Source organism: Sphingomonas aerophila, assembly GCF_014199305.1.
GTDB classification, from domain to species: Bacteria; Pseudomonadota; Alphaproteobacteria; order Sphingomonadales; family Sphingomonadaceae; genus Sphingomonas; species Sphingomonas aerophila.
Genome location: NZ_JACIJK010000005.1, coordinates 120,893 through 140,467 on the forward strand (window position 1 = coordinate 120,893; position 19,575 = coordinate 140,467).

Annotated in this window: 23 protein-coding genes; 19 read left to right on the top strand and 4 right to left on the bottom strand. The window is 67.2% G+C overall.

Annotated elements, in window-relative coordinates; all coding sequences use genetic code 11:
* Positions 1 to 50 precede the first annotated feature (50 nt).
* Complete coding sequence (locus FHS94_RS08930) at positions 51 to 734, bottom strand: winged helix-turn-helix transcriptional regulator (protein WP_184056932.1); 684 nt, start codon at positions 732 to 734, stop codon at positions 51 to 53.
* A gap of 65 nt (positions 735 to 799) precedes the next feature.
* Between FHS94_RS08930 and FHS94_RS08935 the strand changes: the two genes are divergently transcribed.
* Genes FHS94_RS08935 through FHS94_RS08965 form a run of 7 tightly spaced genes read left to right on the top strand, consistent with a single transcriptional unit; the run spans position 800 to position 4,662 of the window.
* On the top strand, positions 800 to 1,246 hold the full coding sequence (locus FHS94_RS08935) for a VOC family protein (RefSeq protein ID WP_184056934.1): 447 nt from the start codon (positions 800 to 802) through the stop codon (positions 1,244 to 1,246).
* Positions 1,243 to 1,911, top strand: a complete 669-nt coding sequence (locus tag FHS94_RS08940; protein WP_184056936.1) for a glutathione S-transferase family protein — start codon at positions 1,243 to 1,245, stop codon at positions 1,909 to 1,911. Before FHS94_RS08935 ends, FHS94_RS08940 begins: the two co-directional genes overlap by 4 nt.
* Before the next feature lie 23 nt (positions 1,912 to 1,934).
* Positions 1,935 to 2,288 (top strand): DUF1428 domain-containing protein, encoded by a 354-nt coding sequence (locus FHS94_RS08945; protein WP_184056937.1) that lies wholly within the window; start codon positions 1,935 to 1,937, stop codon positions 2,286 to 2,288.
* 10 nt (positions 2,289 to 2,298) lie between these two features.
* Positions 2,299 to 3,087, top strand: coding sequence for a VOC family protein (locus FHS94_RS08950; RefSeq protein WP_184056939.1), 789 nt, complete (start codon positions 2,299 to 2,301; stop codon positions 3,085 to 3,087).
* A gap of 11 nt (positions 3,088 to 3,098) precedes the next feature.
* A complete protein-coding gene (locus FHS94_RS08955) occupies positions 3,099 to 3,578 on the top strand; it encodes a VOC family protein (protein WP_184056941.1) in 480 nt (159 codons plus the stop codon).
* Positions 3,575 to 4,036, top strand: coding sequence for an SRPBCC family protein (locus FHS94_RS08960; protein WP_184056943.1), 462 nt, complete (start codon positions 3,575 to 3,577; stop codon positions 4,034 to 4,036). Before FHS94_RS08955 ends, FHS94_RS08960 begins: the two co-directional genes overlap by 4 nt.
* Positions 4,033 to 4,662 carry a glutathione S-transferase family protein gene (locus FHS94_RS08965; RefSeq protein WP_184056945.1) on the top strand — a complete coding sequence of 210 codons (630 nt, stop codon included), beginning with the start codon at positions 4,033 to 4,035 and terminating at the stop codon, positions 4,660 to 4,662. The genes FHS94_RS08960 and FHS94_RS08965 overlap by 4 nt, the downstream gene beginning before the upstream one ends.
* A gap of 10 nt (positions 4,663 to 4,672) precedes the next feature.
* Here FHS94_RS08965 and FHS94_RS08970 read toward each other — a convergent pair whose 3' ends face one another.
* On the bottom strand, positions 4,673 to 5,272 hold the full coding sequence (locus FHS94_RS08970; protein WP_184056946.1) for a DnaJ domain-containing protein: 600 nt from the start codon (positions 5,270 to 5,272) through the stop codon (positions 4,673 to 4,675).
* A 40-nt stretch (positions 5,273 to 5,312) separates the two neighbouring features.
* Between FHS94_RS08970 and FHS94_RS08975 the strand changes: the two genes are divergently transcribed.
* The 7 genes from FHS94_RS08975 to hisD all read left to right on the top strand — a co-directional run bounded on the left by FHS94_RS08975 (position 5,313) and on the right by hisD (position 10,599).
* The gene (locus tag FHS94_RS08975; RefSeq protein WP_184056948.1) at positions 5,313 to 5,597 is read left to right on the top strand and encodes a BolA family protein; all 285 of its coding nucleotides are present in this window, start codon (positions 5,313 to 5,315) and stop codon (positions 5,595 to 5,597) included.
* The gene (locus FHS94_RS08980; RefSeq protein WP_184056950.1) at positions 5,594 to 6,040 is read left to right on the top strand and encodes an NUDIX hydrolase; all 447 of its coding nucleotides are present in this window, start codon (positions 5,594 to 5,596) and stop codon (positions 6,038 to 6,040) included. The genes FHS94_RS08975 and FHS94_RS08980 overlap by 4 nt, the downstream gene beginning before the upstream one ends.
* Positions 6,030 to 6,929: a pirin family protein gene (locus tag FHS94_RS08985; protein WP_184056952.1), complete on the top strand. Its 900-nt coding sequence runs from the start codon at positions 6,030 to 6,032 to the stop codon at positions 6,927 to 6,929. The genes FHS94_RS08980 and FHS94_RS08985 overlap by 11 nt, the downstream gene beginning before the upstream one ends.
* Positions 6,930 to 7,065: 136 nt before the next feature.
* Positions 7,066 to 7,947: an alpha/beta fold hydrolase gene (locus FHS94_RS08990; RefSeq protein ID WP_184056954.1), complete on the top strand. Its 882-nt coding sequence runs from the start codon at positions 7,066 to 7,068 to the stop codon at positions 7,945 to 7,947.
* A gap of 130 nt (positions 7,948 to 8,077) precedes the next feature.
* Entirely contained in the window at positions 8,078 to 8,557 is a 480-nt protein-coding gene (locus tag FHS94_RS08995; protein WP_184056957.1) for an RcnB family protein, read from the top strand.
* 87 nt (positions 8,558 to 8,644) lie between these two features.
* Entirely contained in the window at positions 8,645 to 9,307 is a 663-nt protein-coding gene (gene hisG, locus FHS94_RS09000) for an ATP phosphoribosyltransferase (RefSeq protein ID WP_184056959.1), read from the top strand.
* A complete protein-coding gene (gene hisD / locus FHS94_RS09005) occupies positions 9,304 to 10,599 on the top strand; it encodes a histidinol dehydrogenase (protein ID WP_184056961.1) in 1,296 nt (431 codons plus the stop codon). The genes hisG and hisD overlap by 4 nt, the downstream gene beginning before the upstream one ends.
* A 124-nt stretch (positions 10,600 to 10,723) precedes the next feature.
* On the opposite strand, the gene FHS94_RS09010 is transcribed toward hisD, so the two are convergent.
* Positions 10,724 to 11,380, bottom strand: a complete 657-nt coding sequence (locus FHS94_RS09010; protein ID WP_184056963.1) for a class I SAM-dependent methyltransferase — start codon at positions 11,378 to 11,380, stop codon at positions 10,724 to 10,726.
* 170 nt (positions 11,381 to 11,550) lie between these two features.
* Positions 11,551 to 12,780 carry a glycoside hydrolase family 27 protein gene (locus tag FHS94_RS09015; protein ID WP_343055221.1) on the bottom strand — a complete coding sequence of 410 codons (1,230 nt, stop codon included), beginning with the start codon at positions 12,778 to 12,780 and terminating at the stop codon, positions 11,551 to 11,553.
* Between the two features lie 153 nt (positions 12,781 to 12,933).
* Between FHS94_RS09015 and nusB the strand changes: the two genes are divergently transcribed.
* The 5 genes from nusB (at position 12,934) to FHS94_RS09040 (ending at position 19,397) form a co-directional block, all read left to right on the top strand.
* Positions 12,934 to 13,392, top strand: a complete 459-nt coding sequence (gene nusB / locus FHS94_RS09020; RefSeq protein ID WP_184057300.1) for a transcription antitermination factor NusB — start codon at positions 12,934 to 12,936, stop codon at positions 13,390 to 13,392.
* A gap of 2 nt (positions 13,393 to 13,394) precedes the next feature.
* Positions 13,395 to 13,571, top strand: coding sequence for a DUF4169 family protein (locus FHS94_RS09025; protein ID WP_184056966.1), 177 nt, complete (start codon positions 13,395 to 13,397; stop codon positions 13,569 to 13,571).
* Between the two features lie 65 nt (positions 13,572 to 13,636).
* Complete coding sequence (locus FHS94_RS19400; RefSeq protein WP_184056968.1) at positions 13,637 to 16,228, top strand: hypothetical protein; 2,592 nt, start codon at positions 13,637 to 13,639, stop codon at positions 16,226 to 16,228.
* A complete protein-coding gene (gene thiL / locus FHS94_RS09035; RefSeq protein ID WP_184056970.1) occupies positions 16,225 to 17,127 on the top strand; it encodes a thiamine-phosphate kinase in 903 nt (300 codons plus the stop codon). The genes FHS94_RS19400 and thiL overlap by 4 nt, the downstream gene beginning before the upstream one ends.
* 95 nt (positions 17,128 to 17,222) lie before the next feature.
* Positions 17,223 to 19,397: a sodium-translocating pyrophosphatase gene (locus FHS94_RS09040; protein ID WP_184056972.1), complete on the top strand. Its 2,175-nt coding sequence runs from the start codon at positions 17,223 to 17,225 to the stop codon at positions 19,395 to 19,397.
* The last annotated feature ends 178 nt before the right edge of the window (positions 19,398 to 19,575 follow it).

Consider the following 19,575-nt stretch of genomic DNA (forward strand, 5'->3'; position numbering starts at 1 on the left):
GGATACGCTAACGCCTTAAAGCAGGGGTCGGGCGCAACTCAAGACGCGCGTCAGGCGATCTTCTCCGGCAGGCGGAACAGGTCAATGAATTGACCTGCCACATGGGGATCGCCGGTGGCCGACAACAGCCCCTCCCCGTTCACCCCCGCCTTGCCATAGATGGTGCGCCGCATGGCCATGGTGTCGCCGGCAAAGGTCACGTCGGCCGCGTCGACGTCCCCGCGCACAACGCTCATTTCGCCACGTTCCAGCCGCACGATGAAGCTGTCGTCGGGAAATCGGAACGCAACCGTCGCTTCAATTTTGTTCAGAGCGGAATGATCGACCAGGGTCAGCAGCGACTGCATGGCCGAAGCGGTAGACATAAAGGCAAGCGGATCGTGCCGCTTCGATCGCGCAGCCCAGCGACCCATCACCTGGATGATCGGCTCCGCCTCCTGCCCCCACCGCGTCAGTTCATAGACCTGGACGTTGGCGGGGGAGGACAGCTTGCGCCGCATCAGGATTCCCGCGGCCTCCATGCTGTCCAGCCGCTGGGTCAGGATGTTGGCGCTGATGCCCGGAAGGTTCGCCTTGATCTCTCCAAACCGCCTGGGGCCGTACATCAGTTCGCGCAGGATCAGCAGCGACCAGCGCTCACCCAGAAACTCCAATGCAAGCGCGGTGCCGCACGCATCGTCGTACCAGCGTTTGGGGGCGGGCGATTTACCCTCGGTCACTTTTTCTAACTTCATCGTTGTTTTTCTTAACTGCGCGAGGCATCCCATGCAAACAGTGAGTCGGGGAGGAAAGTTGCACCATGCAAAAGGCTATCTTCATCAACCTGCCGGTTAGCGACGTCGCACGATCAACCGCGTTCTATGAAGCACTGGGGTTTGAGAAGAACCCATCCTTCTCCAACGAGCACGGTTCGGGGATGGTCTGGTCCGACAGCATCAACGTCATGCTGCTCGATAGGGCATTCTACTCGACCTTCACGCCCAAGAAGATCATCGACGCACACACCGAAACCCAGGCGCTGTTCGCCCTGTCCTTTGACGACCGCACTGCCGTCGACGCCATCACCCAGGCGGCGATCGCCGCCGGCGGGCGCGAGGCGCATGAGGCGGAGGATCAGGGCTTCATGTACAGCCGCGCCTTTGAGGATCTGGACGGCCATGGCTGGGGGCCGTTCTGCATGGATGTTGCCGCCTTTGTCGCCCCACAGCCGGACCAGGCAGGGCGGGCCGAACAGGCCGCGGCATGAGCGCCACCACCAGCGCCGCCCCCGTTATCACAGCGCTGCGCTGGGTTCCGCCCGGCGCCCGCGGGCTGGTCCGGGACCTGCGCGCGCGCTGGGCCTTTGAAGAAGTCGGCCAGCCTTATCGCACCCACCTGCTCGAGCTGACGGAGATCAAGCAGCCGCCGCACCGGGCGCGCCAGCCCTTTGGCCAGGTGCCGACGCTGGACGATGGAGAGGTAGCGATGTTCGAATCGGGCGCCATCGTGCTGCACCTTGCGCGCCGTTACCCGGGCCTGCTGCCGGCCGACCCGGCGGGCGAGGCACGCGCGATCGAATGGTTGTTCGCGGCGCTGAGTTCGGTTGAGCCCTGGATCTACTCTGTCCAGCTCGCCGCCTTGTTCGAACGCGACCAGCCCTGGTCTGCCGAGCGCCTGCCCCATGCGCTGGCCCAGCTCGACGCCCGCCTGGCGGACCTGGCGGCGGCGCTTGGTGATGGACCGTGGCTCGACGGCGACAGCTTCACCGCGGGCGATCTGATGATGGTCGCCGTGCTGCGCCAGGTGTCACGCATCGGCGCGCTAAACCGACATCCAACCCTTGCCGCCTATGTCGCCCGTGGAGAGGCGCGCCCCGCCTTCGCTCGCGCACTCGCGGCCCAGATGGAAGACTTCGAACAACGCGCGGCTTGACCCGCGCAACAGGAGAGGCCGGCATGACCTATATCAGCGGTTTCGTGACGCCCGTGCGCCCCGAACGACGCGACGATTTCGTTGCCAGCGCGCAAGCGTCCTGGCTGTTGTTCCAGGAATATGGCGCAATCGAGCAGGTCGAGGCCTGGGGCGAGGATGTTCCCACCGGAAAGCAGACCGACTTCCACCGCGCTGTCGCCCTGCAGGAGGGCGAGGTGGTCGTGTTCAGCTGGGTAACGTGGCGGGACAAGGCGGCGGCCGACGCCTGTGGCGCGGCGATGCAGACGGATCCGCGCTTTGCCGCGCTCGACATGCCGTTTGACGGCAGCCGCATGATCTATGGCGGCTTCACGCCCGTGTTCGAACAACGTCGCTGAGGAGTTGATCATGGCAGACCCAACCGGCACGCCCATCTGGTTCGAGCTCAACACGCCTGACCCCGCCGCTGCGCAAGAGTTCTACGCCGCCGTGATGGACTGGCGCTTCACCGCTTCGACCGTCCCCGAACATAACGGCTATCGCATGGGCGGCCCGGCAGAGGACCGGCCCGTTGCCGGCCTGATGAGCTTCCCCGATGGCGGTGGCGTCTCGGGCTGGCTCGTTTATTTCAGCGTGCCCGACGTGGACGCGATGGGGGAGGAGATCGCCCGTCTCGGCGGCGCGGTGCGGTTCGGGCCGATGGACATCCCCCATGTCGGCCGCTTCGCCGTCTGCACCGACCCGCAGAACAACCGCTTCACCATCATGAGCAGCCTTAATCCGGACACCCCGTCCGTCTTTGCCGGCGGCGGAAACGGAAGCTCGATCGGCCACCCGGTGTGGATCGAACTCGCAACCCCCGATCCCGACGGCGCCTTCGCCTCTTACGGCGCGCTGTTCGACTGGCGCAAACAAGGCGCGATGCCGATGGGGGAAATGGGCGAGTACGCCTTCATCGGCCATGAAGGGAAACCCTCGATCGGCGCCATCATGTCCAGCGCGGCCACCGGCGCGCCCGCACGGTGGAACTGGTACACCCATGTCCGCGACATCGACGCCGCGATCGCCACTGCGACCGATCAGGGCGGGAAGCTGATCCAAGGACCCGACCAGATCCCGGGCGGCGACTATTCCGCCAACATCGTCGATCCCGCCGGTTATCAGGTCGGCCTTGTCGGACCGCGGGCTGCGGAGTGAGCGAGCCTGCCATGCGTACCTGCCTCTGGTTCGACCATGGGCAGGCCCGTCCCGCTGCGGAGTTTTACGCCAGCGTCTTTCCGGACACGTATGTCGAGCAGAGCTTTGATGCACCCATCGATTATCCGAGCGGCCAGGCGGGGGACCAGTTGACCGTCGAATTCACGCTGCTCGGCCAGCCCTTTCTCGGCCTTAATGGCGGCGACGCCTTTCGCCCGAATGGCTCCGTCAGCTTCCAGGTCTATACCGACACACAGGAACAGACCGACCGGTACTGGGATGCGATTGTCGGCGGCGGCGGCGCGGAGAACGCATGCGGCTGGTGCTTCGACCGCTGGGGTCATGCCTGGCAGATCACGCCGCGCGCGTTGATGAAGGGCATGACCAACCCCGACAGCGCAGCCGCCGCCCGCGTAATGACCGCAATGCTGACCATGCGAAAGATCGACATTGCCGCCATTGAGCGCGCCGCCGCCGGAGAGAGCGCATGACCGACACCCCCCACGAACTCACGATCTCCCGCTTGATGCGGGCGCCCCGCGCCGCCGTATGGCAAGCCTTTACCGATCACCAGGCTGACTGGTGGTGTCCCAAGCCCTGGACCGCCGAAATCCATGTGCGGGAACTGCGCCCCGGCGGCCGGGCCGAGATGACCATGCGCGGCCCGAACGGGGAGGTGTTCCCCAACAATGGCGTGTACCTCGACGTCGTACCGGCCGAGCGGGTCGTGTTCACCGACGCCTTCACCGCCGACTGGCAGCCCGCGGGCCCGTTCATGGTCGGGATCATGGAGTTCGCCGACGAGGATGGCGGCACCCGCTACACCGGCCGCGCCCGCCACTGGACGCCCGAGGCCGCAGAAAAGCATCGCGCGATGGGATTCGAGCAAGGCTGGGGCAAGGTCGCCGAGCAGTGGGAGGAGGTCGCGCGGCGCATCGCGGGCGCATGACGCTGCAGCTCTTCGCGCACCCGTTCTCCAGCTATTGCTGGAAAGTGATGATCGCCCTACACGAGAACGCGACCCCGTTTGACCTGCGCCGGCTTGGCCCCGACCAGCCTGCGAACGACGCCGACTGGACCAGGCTATGGCCGTTGCGGCGGATGCCGGTCTTGGTCGACGGCAGGCGCACCGTGATCGAGACAGACGCGATCCTGGAATCTCTCGACCGCCACTATCCGGGCCCGGTGTCACTGTTTCCCGACCAGGACGATCTGGCGGTGGAGGCGCGCATGCTCGCCAGCATCGCCGACGATTTCGTGATGCGGCCGATGAACGTCATCGTCGCCGACGCGCTACGCCCGGCCGAGCACCGCGACCGCTATGGCGTGGATCGTGCGCGCGAACGGCTGTCCGCCATCTACGCCTGGGCCGTGGGCGATCGGTTCACCCATGCGGACTGCGCAGCGGCCCCCGCACTGTTCTATGCGGATTGGGCCCACCCGATCGACCCGGCACACGCCACGCTGACCGCCTATCGCGCGCGCCTGCTCGCCCGTCCCTGCATCGCGCGGTGCGTCGAGGATGCCCGCCCTTACCGACCCTTCTTTCCTCTGGGTGCACCAGACCGGGATTAGGGAGCTGCAATCAGGCGAAGACCGGCGCGCCTTTCAACTGTTGATAGGCGTCGATCACCTTTTGCAGCTTGCCTTCCTGGCTGCGGTCACCGCCGTTCCGGTCCGGGTGATACCGCCGCACCAGCTCCGAATAACGCCGGCGCAACTGCGTGCGGTCCGCCGTCGGCTCAAGCCCCAATGTTTTCAGCGATTCCCTGTCCTGCCCCGACAGCGGCTTGCCGTCAGGTCGCTCGGGCGCACGCTCACGACGATAGCGCGCGGCGATCGCGTCGAGCGGGTCGGAGAAATCGGACCAGCGCGGGCCAGGGTCGCGGCCCGAAAAGGCGCGTGTTTCCCGCTCCCACCCGGCCGTCGGCCGCTGGGCGGCATGGATCTCGTCCACGCTCATGCCTTCGAAGAAATTGTAGCGGCTGTTGAAGGCACGGACATGGTCCAGGCACATCCAGCGGAACGCGCGCGGGCCGTCATGCGGCCCCGCCCCTTCCAGCGGCGGCGCGCGAAATTCGCCGGATTCCTCGCAGCCCGGCTCAGCACAGCGCTGCCCCGTATTCTCGACCCGGCCGTGGAAACGAGCGTTCGGCCGGTCCTTCTTGTCGTTCAGGCGTGCCACCCGGCTCCCCGCTCCAGTTCAAAAGGGCTATATGGGCGCCATGACCACGCCTGCTACCCCTGTGACGCAACAGATCGAGGCCCGTTTGACGGCGGCGCTCACCCCCACCCACCTCGACGTCATCAACGAAAGCCATCTTCATGCCGGCCACAGTGGCGATGATGGCAGCGGTGAAACCCACTTCCGCGTCGCGGTCGAAAGCCCTGATTTCGCCGGCCTTTCGCGCGTCGCGCGCCAGCGGCTGGTTAACAAGGCACTTGCCGACCTGATCGCCCCCGACGGCATCCACGCACTCGCGATCCGCGCCACCGCGCCCGGCGAATGAGGCGACCTCGCCCCGCCGCCCGCATCCTGCTGGTCGACGCGGCCGGCCGCGTTCTCCTGTTCCGGTTCCTGGTGCCCGGGCGCGATCCGTTCTGGGTGACGCCCGGCGGCGCGCTCGATCCGGGTGAGGACTTCCCGGCCGCTGCCCGGCGCGAGTTGATGGAGGAAGTCGGGCTCGACCGCGATCCGGGGCCGGAGGTTGCGCGCCGCGTCGCCGACTTCCTGTCGGTCGAGGGGGTCGAGGTGACCGCCGACGAACGCTATTTCCGTGTCGATGTGGAGCAGGCGAATGTCGATCCCGCCGGCCATACCGAGCTGGAGCGCCGCGTGATGCAGCACTGGCACTGGTTCACCCGCGACGAAGTGGTCGCGCACCCCGAAACCATCTACCCTGCCGATCTCCTCGACCTTCTGGAACAGACGGAGCCGTACCATGCAAAGTGATCTGTTCGACGTGACGCTGCGCCCGGTCACGCATGACCTGGGCGGGTTCAAGGTCCACCGCACCCTGCCTGCCAAGGAGCGGACCATGGTCGGCCCTTTCCTGTTTTTTGACCAGATGGGCCCGGCGCAGCTGCCGGCCGGCGATGGCATCGACGTGCGGCCGCACCCGCACATCAACCTCGCCACCGTCACCTACCTGTTCCAGGGCGCGATCGGCCATCGCGACTCGCTTGGCACCAACCAGCGGATCGAGCCGGGCGCGGTGAACCTGATGACCGCGGGTACCGGCATCGTCCATTCCGAACGCTCTCCCGGCGACGAGCGGGAGGGCGGCCCGGTGTTGTCGGGCATCCAGACCTGGCTCGCGCTGCCCGACGGCAAGGAGGAGATCGACCCCGCTTTCGAGCATGTCGCCGCATCCGAGCTGCCGGTGATCGGCGACACCGGCGTCACCGCCCGCATCATCATGGGCGAGCTGTGGGGCGCCCGTGCGCCGACCACCACTCATGCCGGCACCATCTATGCCGATATTAGCCTGACACCCGGCACGCAGGTTCCGATCGACGCCGCGGCCGAGGAGCGCGCGATCTACCTCGCCCATGGCGATGCGACGCTGGAAGGCGTGCCGCTGGAACCCATGACGCTGTATGTCCTGCGCCCCGGCGTCGCGGCGGTGCTGCGCTCGACCGACGGCGCGCGGGCGATGCTGTGCGGCGGCGACGCCTTTGCGACCCCTCGCCACGTCTGGTGGAACTTTGTGTCATCCAGTCGTGAACGCATCAACGAAGCCAAGCGCGCCTGGCAATCGGGCGAGTTCCCGCTGATCCCCGGCGATGACAAGGAATGGATCCCGATCCCCGAGGTGCCAAAAACTGTCAGCTATCCCTGACCACACTGCTCCCCGGCGAAGGCTGGGGGCCAGTTGGGAAGGCGCTGGAAGAGTGCGCGACACAGACCAATGCGTTCGTCGACGGACCCCGCCCCCGGCTGAGGAACGCGTGAACTAACGATCGAACAGGAGCACCATGGCCCGACCCCTCACCCGCGTAACCCTTCCTACCGGCGTCGACCTCGACGTCCAGGTCGCGGGGGAGCGCGGCGCGCCGGCCGTGATCCTGCTCCATGGATTTCCTGAATCGCACCGAACCTGGCGCGGCATCATCCCGGACCTCGCCCGCGATCACTTCGTGCTCGCCCCCGACCAGCGCGGTTATGCCGGATCCTCCAAGCCCGCTGGCGTCGAGTCCTATGCGCCGGGCCAGATCGTCGCAGACGTCATGGCACTCGCCGACCATTACAACATCGACCGGTTCACGCTGGTCGGCCACGACTGGGGCGGCGCGGTTGCGTGGATGGCGGCGCTGGGCCACCCGAACCGGGTCGAGCGGCTCGTCATCATCAACGCCCCCCACCCCTTCGTCTTCCAGCGCGCGCTGTTCGACGATGCGGGCCAGCGGCTCGCCAGCCAGTACATCACGCGCCTGCGCGATACATCGATCGACTCCGGCCTGGTCGGCGCCGGGCTGGAGCGGTTCTTCGCGTCCACCTTTGCCCAGCACATCGTCGGCGGCCTCGCTGGCGAGGAAAAGGCCGCGTACCTTTCAGACTGGGCGCATCCAGGCGCGATGACCGCCATGCTCAACTGGTACCGCGCCTCCAGCGTGATCGTGCCGACGCCTGGCGACAAGCCGCCCCGCCCCGCCTTTCTCGACGCCCCCTTCCCGCCCGTAACGCAGGACACTTTGGTCATCTGGGGCACCCGCGACAAGGCGCTCCTGCCGCTTCTGGTGGACGAGCTGCCGCCCTTTGTTCCCCGCCTGACGGTAGAGAGGGTCGATGCCGGGCACTTCGTCACCTGGGAAGCGCCCGACGCCGTGGTCGCGGCCATGCGGCGCTGGCGCATCTGAGCTGTCCTGCGACACCTCGTTACAACCCTGCACGCTGGCTGACCGCGGCGTTCCGAACCCATTCAGCGCTTGGGCGTTACTCCCATCCTCACACCGCGGCGATTGTCGCGGCGCCTAGAGGGAGAGTTTCATGCGTAAGATCATCATCGCCGCCCTGGCAGCGTCCACCCTGGTTCCCGTCGCTGCCAGCGCACAGAGCTATGGCGAGGTCCGCCGCGACAGCCGCGAGCTTCGCGAAGACCGCCGCGACCTGCGCGACGCCTATCGCCGCGGCGACCCGGGCGATGTCCGCGAAGCACGGCAGGAACTGCGTGAAGACCGTCGCGAGCGGCGTGAGGATTGGCGCGACTATCGCCGTAACCACGCCGACGTTTATCGTCGCGGCGGTTATGCCGGCCCCCGCGGCTATCGCTATCGCCCGGTGACCGCCGGCTACCGCTTCGCGCCGGAATATTATGGCAGCCGTTACGTGATCAGCAACTATTCGACCTATCGTCTGGCGCGTCCGGGCTACGGCTACCAGCGCTACATCCGCTACGGCAACGACGTGGTGTTGGTGGACACCCGCAACGGCCGCGCGGTGCAGGTCTACAATCGCTTCTTCTACTAAGCAGCGCTCCCAGGCGCCCCGGCCACGATCGGCCGGGGCGCCTTTTATTTGCGCGCGCGCCACGCCATCGGTAAGCCGCCGCCTTCCATGGCCGACCCGTTGATCATCGCCGTGCCCAAGGGGCGCATCCTGTCCGAGGTACAGCCCCTGCTCGCTGCCGCGGGCGTGTATCCCGAACCTTCGTTCTTCGACGAAAACAGCCGTGCGCTCCGCTTCGCCACCAGCGATGCGGGGGTGGAGCTGATCCGCGTCCGCGCCTTCGACGTCGCTACCTTCGTCGCCCATGGCGCGGCACAACTGGGCGTCGTCGGATCCGACGTGATCGCCGAGTTCGCTTATCCCGAGCTCTACGCGCCCGTTGACCTCCATATCGGCCATTGCCGCCTGTCTGTCGCGGAGCCCGCCGCCATAGCCGCTGCCGACGACCCGCGCGGCTGGAGCCATGTTCGCGTCGCTACCAAATACCCCCATGTCACCGCGCGGCACTTCGCCGCGCGCGGGGTGCAGGCCGAATGCGTCAAGCTCAACGGTGCGATGGAGCTTGCCCCCACGCTCGGCCTCGCCCCCCGCATCGTCGATTTGGTCAGCTCGGGCCGAACGCTCAAGGAGAACGGCCTGGTCGAAGTGGAGGTGATCGCCGAGGTCACCAGCCGTCTGGTCGTGAACCGCGCCGCCATGAAAACCCGCCCTGCCGTGGTGCCCCTGGTGGACGCCTTTCGCCGCGCCGTTGCCGACAGGATCGCAGCATGATCCGCCTCGACGCGACCAGCGCCGACTTCGCCGACCGCTTCGCCGACCTGGTGGATGCCCGCCGTGAATCGGCCACCGACGTTGCCCAGGGCGTCGCCACCATCATCGGACGCGTCCGGACCGAGGGGGAGGAAGCGCTGATCGAGCTCACCCGCCGCCTCGACCGCTTCGACCCGGTCGAAACCGGTTGGGCGATCGACCCTGCCGACTGTGAGGCCGCCTACAACGCGCTAGAACCCGGCCTGCGCACCGCACTCGACCTCGCCGCGTCTCGCATTCGCGCCTATCACGAGCGCCAGCGCCCCACCGACACGGATTATCGCGACGAAGCCGGCGTCCGCCTCGGCGCGCGCTGGCGTCCCGTGGATGCGGCCGGCCTTTACGTCCCCGGCGGCCGCGCCGCCTACCCCTCGTCGCTGCTGATGAACGCGATCCCCGCGCGCGTTGCGGGCGTCGAGCGGCTGGCGATGGTCACGCCCACCCCCGATGGGCAGGTCAACCACCTCGTCCTCGCCGCCGCGCACGTCGCCGGCATCACGGAGATCTGGCGCGTCGGCGGAGCCCAGGCCATCGCCGCGCTCGCCCATGGCGCGGGCCCGATTGCCCCCGTCGATGTCGTCACTGGCCCCGGCAATGCGTGGGTCGCAGAGGCCAAGCGCCAGCTGTATGGTGTGGTCGGCATCGACATGGTCGCCGGCCCGTCGGAGATCGTCGTCGTCGCCGACGCCCGCAACGACCCGCAGTGGATCGCCGCAGACCTGCTGAGCCAAGCCGAGCACGACACGGTCACGCAGTCGATCCTGTTCACCGACGACGCCGGTTTCGCTGACGCGGTCACGTCGGCGGTCGAGGAACAGCTCGGCACGCTCGCCACCGGCGCCGTCGCGCGCACCGCCTGGGACGCCAATGGCGCGGTGATTGTCGTGCCCAGCCTGGCCCAGGCCATGCCGCTGGTCGACCGCCTCGCCCCCGAGCACCTTCAACTCGCGGTGGACGAGCCGCAGGACCTGTTCGACCAGGTCCGTCACGCCGGCAGCGTGTTCCTGGGCCGCCACACACCCGAGGCGATCGGCGATTACGTCGCCGGCCCCAACCACGTCCTCCCCACCGGCCGCCGCGCCCGCTTCGCATCCGGCCTGTCGGTACTCGACTTCATGAAACGCACCAGCTTCCTGGGGCTCGACGAAACCGCCCTGGCCGAACTAGGACCCGCGACCGTCGCGCTGGCCGAGGCGGAGGGCCTCCCCGCCCACGCCCGCTCCGTCGCACTTCGCCTTCGGCTCAATCGGTAACGGGCGTAGCCTGTACGGCGCCTGCGTTAGTGGGTTGCAGGCTTCCTGAGTTCCAGGCGCACATACCACGCCAGCCATTTCATCGGCGACAGGAACAGCAGGTTGTCGACCGCGGCCGTCACCTTCAGCAGGGCGTCGCCCACACCGTGTCCCTGATCGGAACGGACGCGATCGTCGTCAGGCCATAGAAACGTGGAGTATCGACGTCGAAGTAACGCTCCGCCAGACGAAAGTCGGACCGCAGCAACGGATGTTCGTCCGGAGTGCGTGCTTCGGGAGTAGCTGACCGATAGCGGTTCAGCACCGGATTGTGCCCCAATGGCTCCCAAAAGACGGCCCGCCCGCCCGGCTTCAGCACCCGCTGCACGCTCGCAAAGCAGCGTTCCAGGTCGAGATGGTGGATGATGCCGCGCCCGAACACGAGGTCGAAGGAATTCGGCGCGAACGTCATGTCTTCGGCGTTCATCGTTTGATAGTGCGTGTTGTGGACGCCCTGCGCCTCCGCCAGGGCACGGGCGTCGGCAATCGCCACGTCCGAGATGTCGATGCCTGTCATGGTGCGTGCAGTACGGGCCAGCTCAATCCCCTGAAGCGCCGAGCCGCATCCATATTCCAGCACGTCCGCGCCCTTGGCCAGCTCCGCGACTCTGCGATCGAACATCAGGGAACCATGCTTGATGCTGGCGTAATATTTGCCTTGGGCGTCGCGCACTTCTTCGGTGAACCGCGCATTGTGAAACTCGCGCTCGCTCTCAATGCGCCGCAGTTGATCGTCGTTCATCCCATCCTCCCCGACTCGTCTTTTTAGTAGGCTATTGTACGTTTCTAGACGGGGCAAGGATGGGCGACGTTGCTTACTTACAATTAGTTCCGTTTAGGGACTCAGCGCGAGGCAGGCCCGCCGAGTACGGGCGATCCGCCTGCCCTGACGGCGTAGCGGCGGTCGCTCCATCAGTGGCTCAGCCGGACCATGACGACGCCGTGGGGAGCAACCTTGGCTTCGTAGCGGCCCTTTCGCTTGCCCATGTCCTTGCGTGCCCACAGGTCGCGGGCGCGCATCTGAACCGATCGCGGCAGGTCCAGCATCGCCCAGTCGGCGCCGATGGTGGCCGGTGCCTCGCCGCGGTTGAACAACAATATCGTGCGGCCGCCGTCGCTCATCGGCTTGGACCACACCTCGCGGTCGCCGTCCTTCCACACGCGATGCCCCTGTGCGCCCAGCGGGTCCTGATCCACCGCGATCACGTCCGTGTTGAGCAGGATGGCGCGCGTCGCGGCCGTCATGGTGGCGACGTCGTTTCCCGCGATCAGCGGCGCTGCCATCATCGCCCACAACGAGAAATGCGCGCGATATTCGGTGTCGGTCAGGCCGCCATTCCCGACTTCCAGCATGTCGGGGTCATTCCAGTGGCCCGGCGCCGCGTACGGCCATAGCGGCTCGTTCATGTCGGCGATCGACGTCACGCCCCAGCTATAACCGTGGTGCCCCGCCCATTTGTCGGTGATGTCGCCGGTGGTGCGCCACATGTTGCCGATCTTGGACGCCCACAACCACGGCTTGGAATTGCCCCATTCGCACATGGAGAACAGGATCTCGCGGCCCGACGCCCGCAGCGCGTCTGACATCAGCGCATAGGCTTCTTCCGCATTGCGCACGCCGGTCGAGCACCAGTCGTACTTGAGGTAGTCCACGCCCCAGCGCGCATATTGCAGCGCGTCCTGATATTCATGCCCCTGGCTGCCCGGGCGCCCGCCACAAGTCTTGGTGCCCGCATCCGAATAGATGCCGAATTTCAGCCCCTTGCTGTGGACATAGTCGGCCAGCGCCTTGAGCCCGCTTGGGAACCGGGTCTTGTCTTCGGTGATGAGGCCATTGGCGTCGCGGGCGCCGTGCCAGCAATCGTCCACAACGACATAGCGATAACCCGCCGCCTTCATTCCGTTCGCCGAGATCGCGTCGGCGGTTGCCCGGATCGTCGCGTCGTCCACCTTGCAGGCGAACTTGTTCCAGCTGTTCCACCCCATGGGCGGCGTCTGGGCCAGGCCGTTCGCAACCCGACGGGGGTCCTTTGACGGTGCCAACGTATTCGGATCCGGGTCGAGCACCTCCTGCGCCGCCGCGGGCACGGCGACCTGGATCAACAAGGCAGCCGGGAACCAGAACCCGAATCTCTTCAACACGCAGCGCTCTCCCCCATCCGCACTCAAGCGGCATTCGCGTCATGGCGCATGGTGCCGGACTTGTCGCCGGTTTCTGGCGAAAGCGGACTGACGGCCGCTGCGGATCTGACCGGGGCTGACTTCGCGTCCCCGCGCGCCTACATGCCCGCCTCCATGTCACGTCATTCCCCCCGTACCCAGGCGCGTGCCGCCGCTCGCCTCGCCGCCGTTCAGGCGCTGTACCAGCACGAGATGGAGGGCACCGCGGTGCCCCAGCTTCTGCATGAGTTCCACAACCACCGCCTCGGCGCCACGATCGAGGACGTCGAATATGCCGATGCCGATGTCGATTTCTTCGACGACCTGGTGAACGGCACTGCCGCGCGTCTGGGCGAGATCGACCGCGCGATCGAGGAAAAGCTTGCGACCGGCTGGACGCTCACCCGGCTGGACAAGCCGATGAAGGCGATCCTGCGCGCTGGCACCTATGAACTGCTTGCCCGGGCGGACGTGCCGGTGGGCGCAACCATCAGCGAATATGTCGATGTTGCGCACGCCTTCTACGACAAGCGCGAATCCGGCTTCGTCAACGGCCTGCTCGACGCGATCGCAAAGCAGGTCCGCTCCGCCTGACCATGGCAGAGGTCGTCAACCTCCGCCGCGCCCGCAAGGCTCGTGCCCGCGACGCGGCAGAGGTGACTGCGGCGGCCAATCGCGCCGCCCATGGCCGCACCCGCGCCGAGCGTGAGGCAGCCGCACTAGAAGCGAACCGCCAGACCCGCACTCTGGACAACGCCCGCCGCGAACCCTGAACGCCCCTTGCCCGCCGCCCGAACGTCGCTAGGCTGACGGAGTCGGGTTCGGGAGGGGGACGGGCATGAACGGTATTCGGCGGTTGATCGCCGCCGTCGGGGCGCTGTGCGCGCCCGCCGCCGCCATCGGCCAGCAGACAACGCCGACCGCACCGCCCAACCCCGTCGCTCCGCTCATCCCATTGGCGCCGGTCACGCCGCCCGCCTCGCCGGTCTCCACCGCTCCGCTTGCCTCCACCGTGCCGGACGATGCGGACGTGGTGGTATTCGGCCTGCGTGGTTCGGTGATCCAGGATGTGCAGCCGCTTGCGACCTTCGATTCCGCTGCGATTGAATCGACCGGCGCGAGCTCGGTCACCGAACTGCTGCGCACCATTCGCGGCGCCACCCAGTCGGCGGACGGATCGGAACCGATCTTCCTCCTCAACGGCCAGCGCGTGTCGGGCTACGGGGAGATCGGGACCCTGCCACCCGAGGCAATCGAGAAGGTGGAGGTGCTGCCCGAGCAGACGGCGCTGCGCTTCGGCTATCCCCCGACCCGACGCGTGGTGAACTTCATCACGAAACGGCGATTTCGCCAGGTAGAGCTGCGTCAGGCGGTCGGCACGTCGACCCGGGGCGGCGGCGACACCGCCAACATACATGCCGGCGCCACCCGCTTCCATGACGGTGCGCGGGTCACGTTGGAGGCGGACTATCGCCACGCCGACGCCATTCGCCAGAGCGAACGCGGCCTGCTGCCCGATCCGGACCTCCTGTTCGACCCCATCGGAAACGTGTCGGGAATAGCGGGTGGAGAAATCGATCCGGCGCTCAGCGCCGCTGCGGGCACGATCGTCACCGCAGCGCCCGTGCCGATCGACCCGGCCGCACGGACGCTGGCGGGGTTTGCGGCGGGCGCCAACCAGCCTCGCCTGTTCGACCCCGGCCCGTACCGCACGTTCCGCCCCGAAAACGATACGGGCAAGGTGGAAATGGTGCTGGCCAATCGGATCAGTGACTCGATCGCTGGATCGGTCAACCTGTCGGCCGAGCAAAGCCGCGACCGTCATCTCGGCGGGCTTGCGCCCCTAACCCTGCTCGTGCCCGCCGGCCGCTCCCCCTTCAGCCGCGACGTGCTGCTCCAGCGATACCTGATAGAGGCCGATCCGCTTCGTTTCCGCCAGACGGTGACGACGCTTCGGGCGGGCACGACCTTGCGCGGCTCGCTGGCGGGCTGGCGCTGGGACCTCACCACCTCCGTCGAGCAACAGCGAACGTCGGGCTATACCGACCGCGGCATCGACAGCGCCGTCGCCAACGCCGCGGTCGCTGCCGGCGCCGATCCGTTCGCGCCGCTCGGCGCGGCCGTCCTGTCCCGCCGCCTGTTCGACCGCGCCGCCCTGCGCACCCGTACCGCGGGCGCCAAAGTGGTGGCGACCAACACGCCGCTCCGCCTGCCCGCCGGCAACCTGTCAGTCGTCGCGACGGCGGAGGTGGAGCGGACCGGCGCCGTGTCGGCCACCCGCGGGACCAATCCCTTCGCACTATCTCTCGGGCGGGTGCGAGAGGAAGGGAGCTTGGCGATCGACGTCCCGCTCGCGTCCAGGCGCGAAGGCGTGCTGCCCTGGGCGGGTGAGCTGTCGGTCAACGCCGCCGGCACGCTTCGCCATGTCGGCGGCTTTGGCACCTTGTGGGACGCGACCGGTGGGATCAGCTGGGCGCCCAGCACCGCCATCCAGCTGCTCGGCCAGCTAAAGCGCAGTGAAGCACCGCCTGCGCTGGCCCAGCAATCGACGCCAACGGTTCAGGTCCCCAATGTATCGGTATTCGACTATCGCACCGGGCGAACCGCGCTGGTCACGCTGACGCAGGGCGGCAACCCCGACCTGTTACCGGAACGGCGCTCGGTTTCGTCGCTGACGCTCAACCTTAAACCGTTCGCCGGGCGTGAGTGGCGGGTCAGCGCTACCTATTCCGACACGGTGATCCGTGACCAGACCGCTACCATTTATGCCTTCACGCCCCGGACGGAGGGCATCTTGTCCGACCTGCTGGTGCGCGACGCCACCGGCCAGCTTCAGTCCCTGATCTTCCGCCCGACCAATATCGCCCGAGAGCATACGAAGTCACTCGGGATGACGCTCAACGTCTACGGCCAGCTCGGCAAGAAGCCGCCGGAGGCAGCCGCGGGCTCCCCACCGGCTGAGCGGCCCAGCTTTTATGGCGGGCTGGGCCCCACCCTGCTCTTTTCGGACAAGCTGCAACTGCGCCCGGGCACGGCCGAACTCGACCGGCTGGGGGGCGATACGATCACCGGCGCGGGCACGGCGCGCTTTTCGGGATACGGCTATGGTGGGTTGAGCTATCTCGGCAACGGCATGACCTTCGACTTCTGGTATAACGGCGCGAACCGGGTGCTGGGCGGGATGGATGCGACCGACCTGCGCTTTGCCTCCATCTTCAAGCTCAACCTCGGTGCATTCGCCAGCGTGCACCATTTTCTTCCCCGCCAGGCCTGGACCAAGAAGCTGCAGATCAAGCTCGAGGTCTCCAACGTCACCGACGCGCGCCAGCGAGTGACGGACGGCAATGGCCGCGTACCGAACCGCTTTCAGTCCGCCTATCTCGATCCGGTCGGACGCACGCTGACGCTGACCCTGCGCAAGCTGCTGTGACGGAGGCCGAGTTCATCCAGGCGCTGCGCCGACTGCCGCTCCACGCCGGCGCGCGGGGCCTGACGGACGATGCCGCCGTGGTTGCCGGGCTGGTCCTCACCACCGATACGCTGGTGGAGAGCGTTCACTTCCTTTCGACCGACCCGCCCGCCGACGTGGCATGGAAGCTGGTCGCGGTCAGCCTGTCGGACCTCGCCGCCAAGGGCGCCCGGCCGGAAGGCGTGCTGCTCAACCATCCGCTGACCGATGACGCCTGGGACCGCGCCTTCCTGTCTGGCCTGGCCGAAGTACTTGGCGCCTATGCCGTTCCGTTGATCGGCGGCGATACGGTGTCGCTTCCCGCCGGCGCTTCCCGCGTACTGTCCCTCACCGCGCTCGGCGCGGACGCTCCCGCCCCGCCCCGCAGCGGCGCCCGCGCGGGAGATACCCTCTACGTCACCGGCACCGTGGGAGACGCGGGCGTCGGCCTCCGCATCGCGCGCGGAGAGGCGGGCCCCCTCGGCCTTTGCAACCGTTACCGCCGCCCCACCCCGCGCTTGGCGGAGGGGCGTCAGCTCGCGCCGCTCGTCCACGCCATGGCTGACGTGTCGGATGGCGTGCTGATCGACGCTGCTCGCATGGCCGCCGCCTCCGGCCTCGCCGTCAGCCTGGACCTCGCGATGCTGCCACTTTCGCGCGACCTTCAGGCGTTTAGCGGGGATAACAGGGCCGCCCGCCTCGCCGCCGCCACTGCGGGCGACGATTACGAGCTGCTCTTCGCCGCCACTGCGGACCTGCCGCTTCCCGTGCCTGCCACCGCAATCGGCCGCTTCGTCCAGGGCGCAGGCCTTTACCTCTATCAAGCGGGCGAGCCAGTACCCCTTCCCGACCATCTCGGCTTCGAACATGCCGGCAACTGAATTGCTTGCGCTCGCCAGAACCGCGCCATAGCCTCCCCTCCTGATCGGCAGACCGGGGAACATCGGCAGCTGATCGCCACAGGAGGAGGATCCGAATGACGAGCGTGTATATCGCCATCGTCTGCGGGCTGGTCGCCGTTCTCTACGGCGTATTCACCAGTCAACAGCTGCTACGTCAGCCCGCGGGCGACGCCCGGATGCAAGACATTGCCGCCGCCATACAGGAAGGCGCAAAGGCCTATCTGGGTCGCCAGTACACCACCATCGCCATCGTCGGCGTCGTTGTCGCCGTGATCCTCTTTTTCACCCTCAGCATTGTTTCCACCGTCGGGTTCGTGGTCGGCGCCGTTCTGTCGGGGATGGCCGGCTATATCGGCATGAACATCTCCGTCCGCGCGAACGTCCGCACCGCGGAGGCCGCTCGCACCAGCTTGCAAGGGGGACTCACCACCGCTTTTCGCTCGGGCGCGGTCACCGGCATGCTCGTCGCGGGGCTCGGCCTGCTCGCGATCAGTGGCTTCTTCTGGTATCTCACTGGCCCCGCGGGCCATGCCCCCGGCGACCGGGTGATCGTGGAGGCGCTGACCGCGCTCGCCTTTGGCGCCTCGCTCATCTCCATCTTCGCGCGCCTTGGCGGCGGCATCTTCACCAAGGCGGCGGATGTCGGCGCGGACCTGGTCGGCAAGGTGGAGGCCGGCATCCCGGAGGATGACCCCCGCAACCCCGCCGTGATCGCGGACAATGTCGGCGACAATGTCGGCGACTGCGCCGGCATGGCCGCCGACCTGTTCGAAACCTATGTCGTGACGCTTGGCGTCACCATGATCTCCATCGCGCTGCTGATCACGGCGGACTCTGCCGACCTGCTGCGCCTGATGAGCCTGCCGCTGATCGTTGGGGGCGTTTGCATCATCACCTCCGTCATCGGCACCTATATGGTGCGGCTGGGCAAAGGCTCCATCATGGGGGCGCTCTATAAGGGGTTCTGGACTTCAGCGATCCTGGCCGTGCCCGCCATCTGGGTCGCGACCAGCTATACGCTGGGCGGCATGGATCGCCCGATCGGGGCCGCGAGCTTCCTCGAGGGTGCGTCCGCGGCCGGGCTCAACCCGTCCCAGATCACCGGCACCAACGAAGGGTCGCTGACGGTCACCGGTACCCAGCTGTTCTGGTGCATGCTGATCGGCCTTGCCGTCACCGGCCTGATCGTCTGGATCACCGAATACTACACCGGCACCAACTACCGCCCGGTCCGCTCCATCGCGCACGCGTCGCAGACGGGCCATGGCACCAACGTCATCCAGGGCCTGGCGATCAGCCTGGAAGCGACCGCGCTGCCCACGCTCGTCATCGTCGTCGCGGTGATCGCAACCTACAAGATCGCCGGCATTATCGGCATTTCGTTTGCCGCGACGGCGATGCTGGCGCTGGCCGGCATGGTGGTGGCGCTCGACGCGTACGGCCCGGTCACCGACAATGCCGGCGGCATCGCGGAAATGGCAGGCCTGCCCGATGAGGTGCGCGAGCGCACCGACGCGCTGGACGCGGTCGGCAATACGACCAAGGCGGTGACGAAGGGCTATGCCATCGCCTCTGCCGCGCTCGCCGCGCTGGTGCTGTTCGGCGCGTACACCAGCGACTTGCACGAGTATTTCCCCGCCATCGCCGATGATCCCAAGCTGTTCAGCCTGTCCAACCCTTACGTCATCGTCGGCCTGCTGCTGGGCGCTCTGCTCCCTTACCTGTTCGGCGCGTTCGGCATGACCGCCGTCGGCCGCGCGGCGGGCGCGGTGGTGGAGGAGGTGCGCGGCCAGTTCCGCGACAATCCGGGCATCATGGCGGGCACCAGCCGCCCCAATTACGGCCGAACCGTTGACCTCGTCACCAGGGCGGCGATCAAGGAGATGATTATCCCGTCGCTCCTTCCCGTCCTGTCCCCCATTGTCCTGTTCTTCGTGATCAGCGCCGTGGCGGACCGGGCGGCTGGCTTCGCGGCGGTTGGCGCGATGCTGCTGGGCGTGATCGTTTCGGGGCTGTTCGTGGCGCTGTCCATGACCAGCGGCGGCGGCGCGTGGGACAATGCCAAGAAATTCATCGAGGACGGCAATTACGGCGGCAAGGGATCGGAAGCCCACAAGGCTGCCGTCACTGGCGACACGGTGGGTGACCCGTACAAGGACACCGCGGGCCCGGCAGTGAACCCCATGATCAAGATCACAAACATCGTCGCGCTCCTGCTGCTGGCGGCCCTGGCCGCCCAAGGCGGCTAAGGCGCAGGGAGCAGAAGAGCGCGACCGGCCGTCGGACGGCGGGGAACCAAGCCCCGCCGATCCGTTCGACGTCACGGACTTGCTCCGTGACGTCGCCTCGCCCTTACTCGGCACAAAGCTCGCCCACAGCAGATAGCTGCCCAACAAATCGCGCGACCACGTCCGCGGTCATTTCCAA

What these genes read in the sequence shown, in the direction of transcription:
- FHS94_RS08985 (WP_184056952.1), top strand. Translation starts at nt 6,030, where the DNA reads ATGCAAAGTGATCTGTTCGACGTGACGCTGCGCCCGGTCACGCATGAC.
- FHS94_RS08965 (WP_184056945.1), top strand. Translation starts at nt 4,033, where the DNA reads ATGACGCTGCAGCTCTTCGCGCACCCGTTCTCCAGCTATTGCTGGAAA.
- FHS94_RS08955 (WP_184056941.1), top strand. Translation starts at nt 3,099, where the DNA reads ATGCGTACCTGCCTCTGGTTCGACCATGGGCAGGCCCGTCCCGCTGCG.
- FHS94_RS19400 (WP_184056968.1), top strand. Translation starts at nt 13,637, where the DNA reads ATGAACGGTATTCGGCGGTTGATCGCCGCCGTCGGGGCGCTGTGCGCG.
- FHS94_RS08990 (WP_184056954.1), top strand. Translation starts at nt 7,066, where the DNA reads ATGGCCCGACCCCTCACCCGCGTAACCCTTCCTACCGGCGTCGACCTC.
- FHS94_RS09010 (WP_184056963.1), bottom strand. Translation starts at nt 11,380, where the DNA reads ATGAACGACGATCAACTGCGGCGCATTGAGAGCGAGCGCGAGTTTCAC.
- hisG (WP_184056959.1), top strand. Translation starts at nt 8,645, where the DNA reads ATGGCCGACCCGTTGATCATCGCCGTGCCCAAGGGGCGCATCCTGTCC.
- nusB (WP_184057300.1), top strand. Translation starts at nt 12,934, where the DNA reads ATGTCACGTCATTCCCCCCGTACCCAGGCGCGTGCCGCCGCTCGCCTC.
- FHS94_RS08950 (WP_184056939.1), top strand. Translation starts at nt 2,299, where the DNA reads ATGGCAGACCCAACCGGCACGCCCATCTGGTTCGAGCTCAACACGCCT.
- FHS94_RS09040 (WP_184056972.1), top strand. Translation starts at nt 17,223, where the DNA reads ATGACGAGCGTGTATATCGCCATCGTCTGCGGGCTGGTCGCCGTTCTC.
- FHS94_RS08935 (WP_184056934.1), top strand. Translation starts at nt 800, where the DNA reads ATGCAAAAGGCTATCTTCATCAACCTGCCGGTTAGCGACGTCGCACGA.
- FHS94_RS08930 (WP_184056932.1), bottom strand. Translation starts at nt 734, where the DNA reads ATGAAGTTAGAAAAAGTGACCGAGGGTAAATCGCCCGCCCCCAAACGC.
- FHS94_RS08980 (WP_184056950.1), top strand. Translation starts at nt 5,594, where the DNA reads ATGAGGCGACCTCGCCCCGCCGCCCGCATCCTGCTGGTCGACGCGGCC.
- FHS94_RS08940 (WP_184056936.1), top strand. Translation starts at nt 1,243, where the DNA reads ATGAGCGCCACCACCAGCGCCGCCCCCGTTATCACAGCGCTGCGCTGG.
- FHS94_RS08975 (WP_184056948.1), top strand. Translation starts at nt 5,313, where the DNA reads ATGACCACGCCTGCTACCCCTGTGACGCAACAGATCGAGGCCCGTTTG.
- hisD (WP_184056961.1), top strand. Translation starts at nt 9,304, where the DNA reads ATGATCCGCCTCGACGCGACCAGCGCCGACTTCGCCGACCGCTTCGCC.
- FHS94_RS08960 (WP_184056943.1), top strand. Translation starts at nt 3,575, where the DNA reads ATGACCGACACCCCCCACGAACTCACGATCTCCCGCTTGATGCGGGCG.
- FHS94_RS08995 (WP_184056957.1), top strand. Translation starts at nt 8,078, where the DNA reads ATGCGTAAGATCATCATCGCCGCCCTGGCAGCGTCCACCCTGGTTCCC.
- FHS94_RS08945 (WP_184056937.1), top strand. Translation starts at nt 1,935, where the DNA reads ATGACCTATATCAGCGGTTTCGTGACGCCCGTGCGCCCCGAACGACGC.
- FHS94_RS09025 (WP_184056966.1), top strand. Translation starts at nt 13,395, where the DNA reads ATGGCAGAGGTCGTCAACCTCCGCCGCGCCCGCAAGGCTCGTGCCCGC.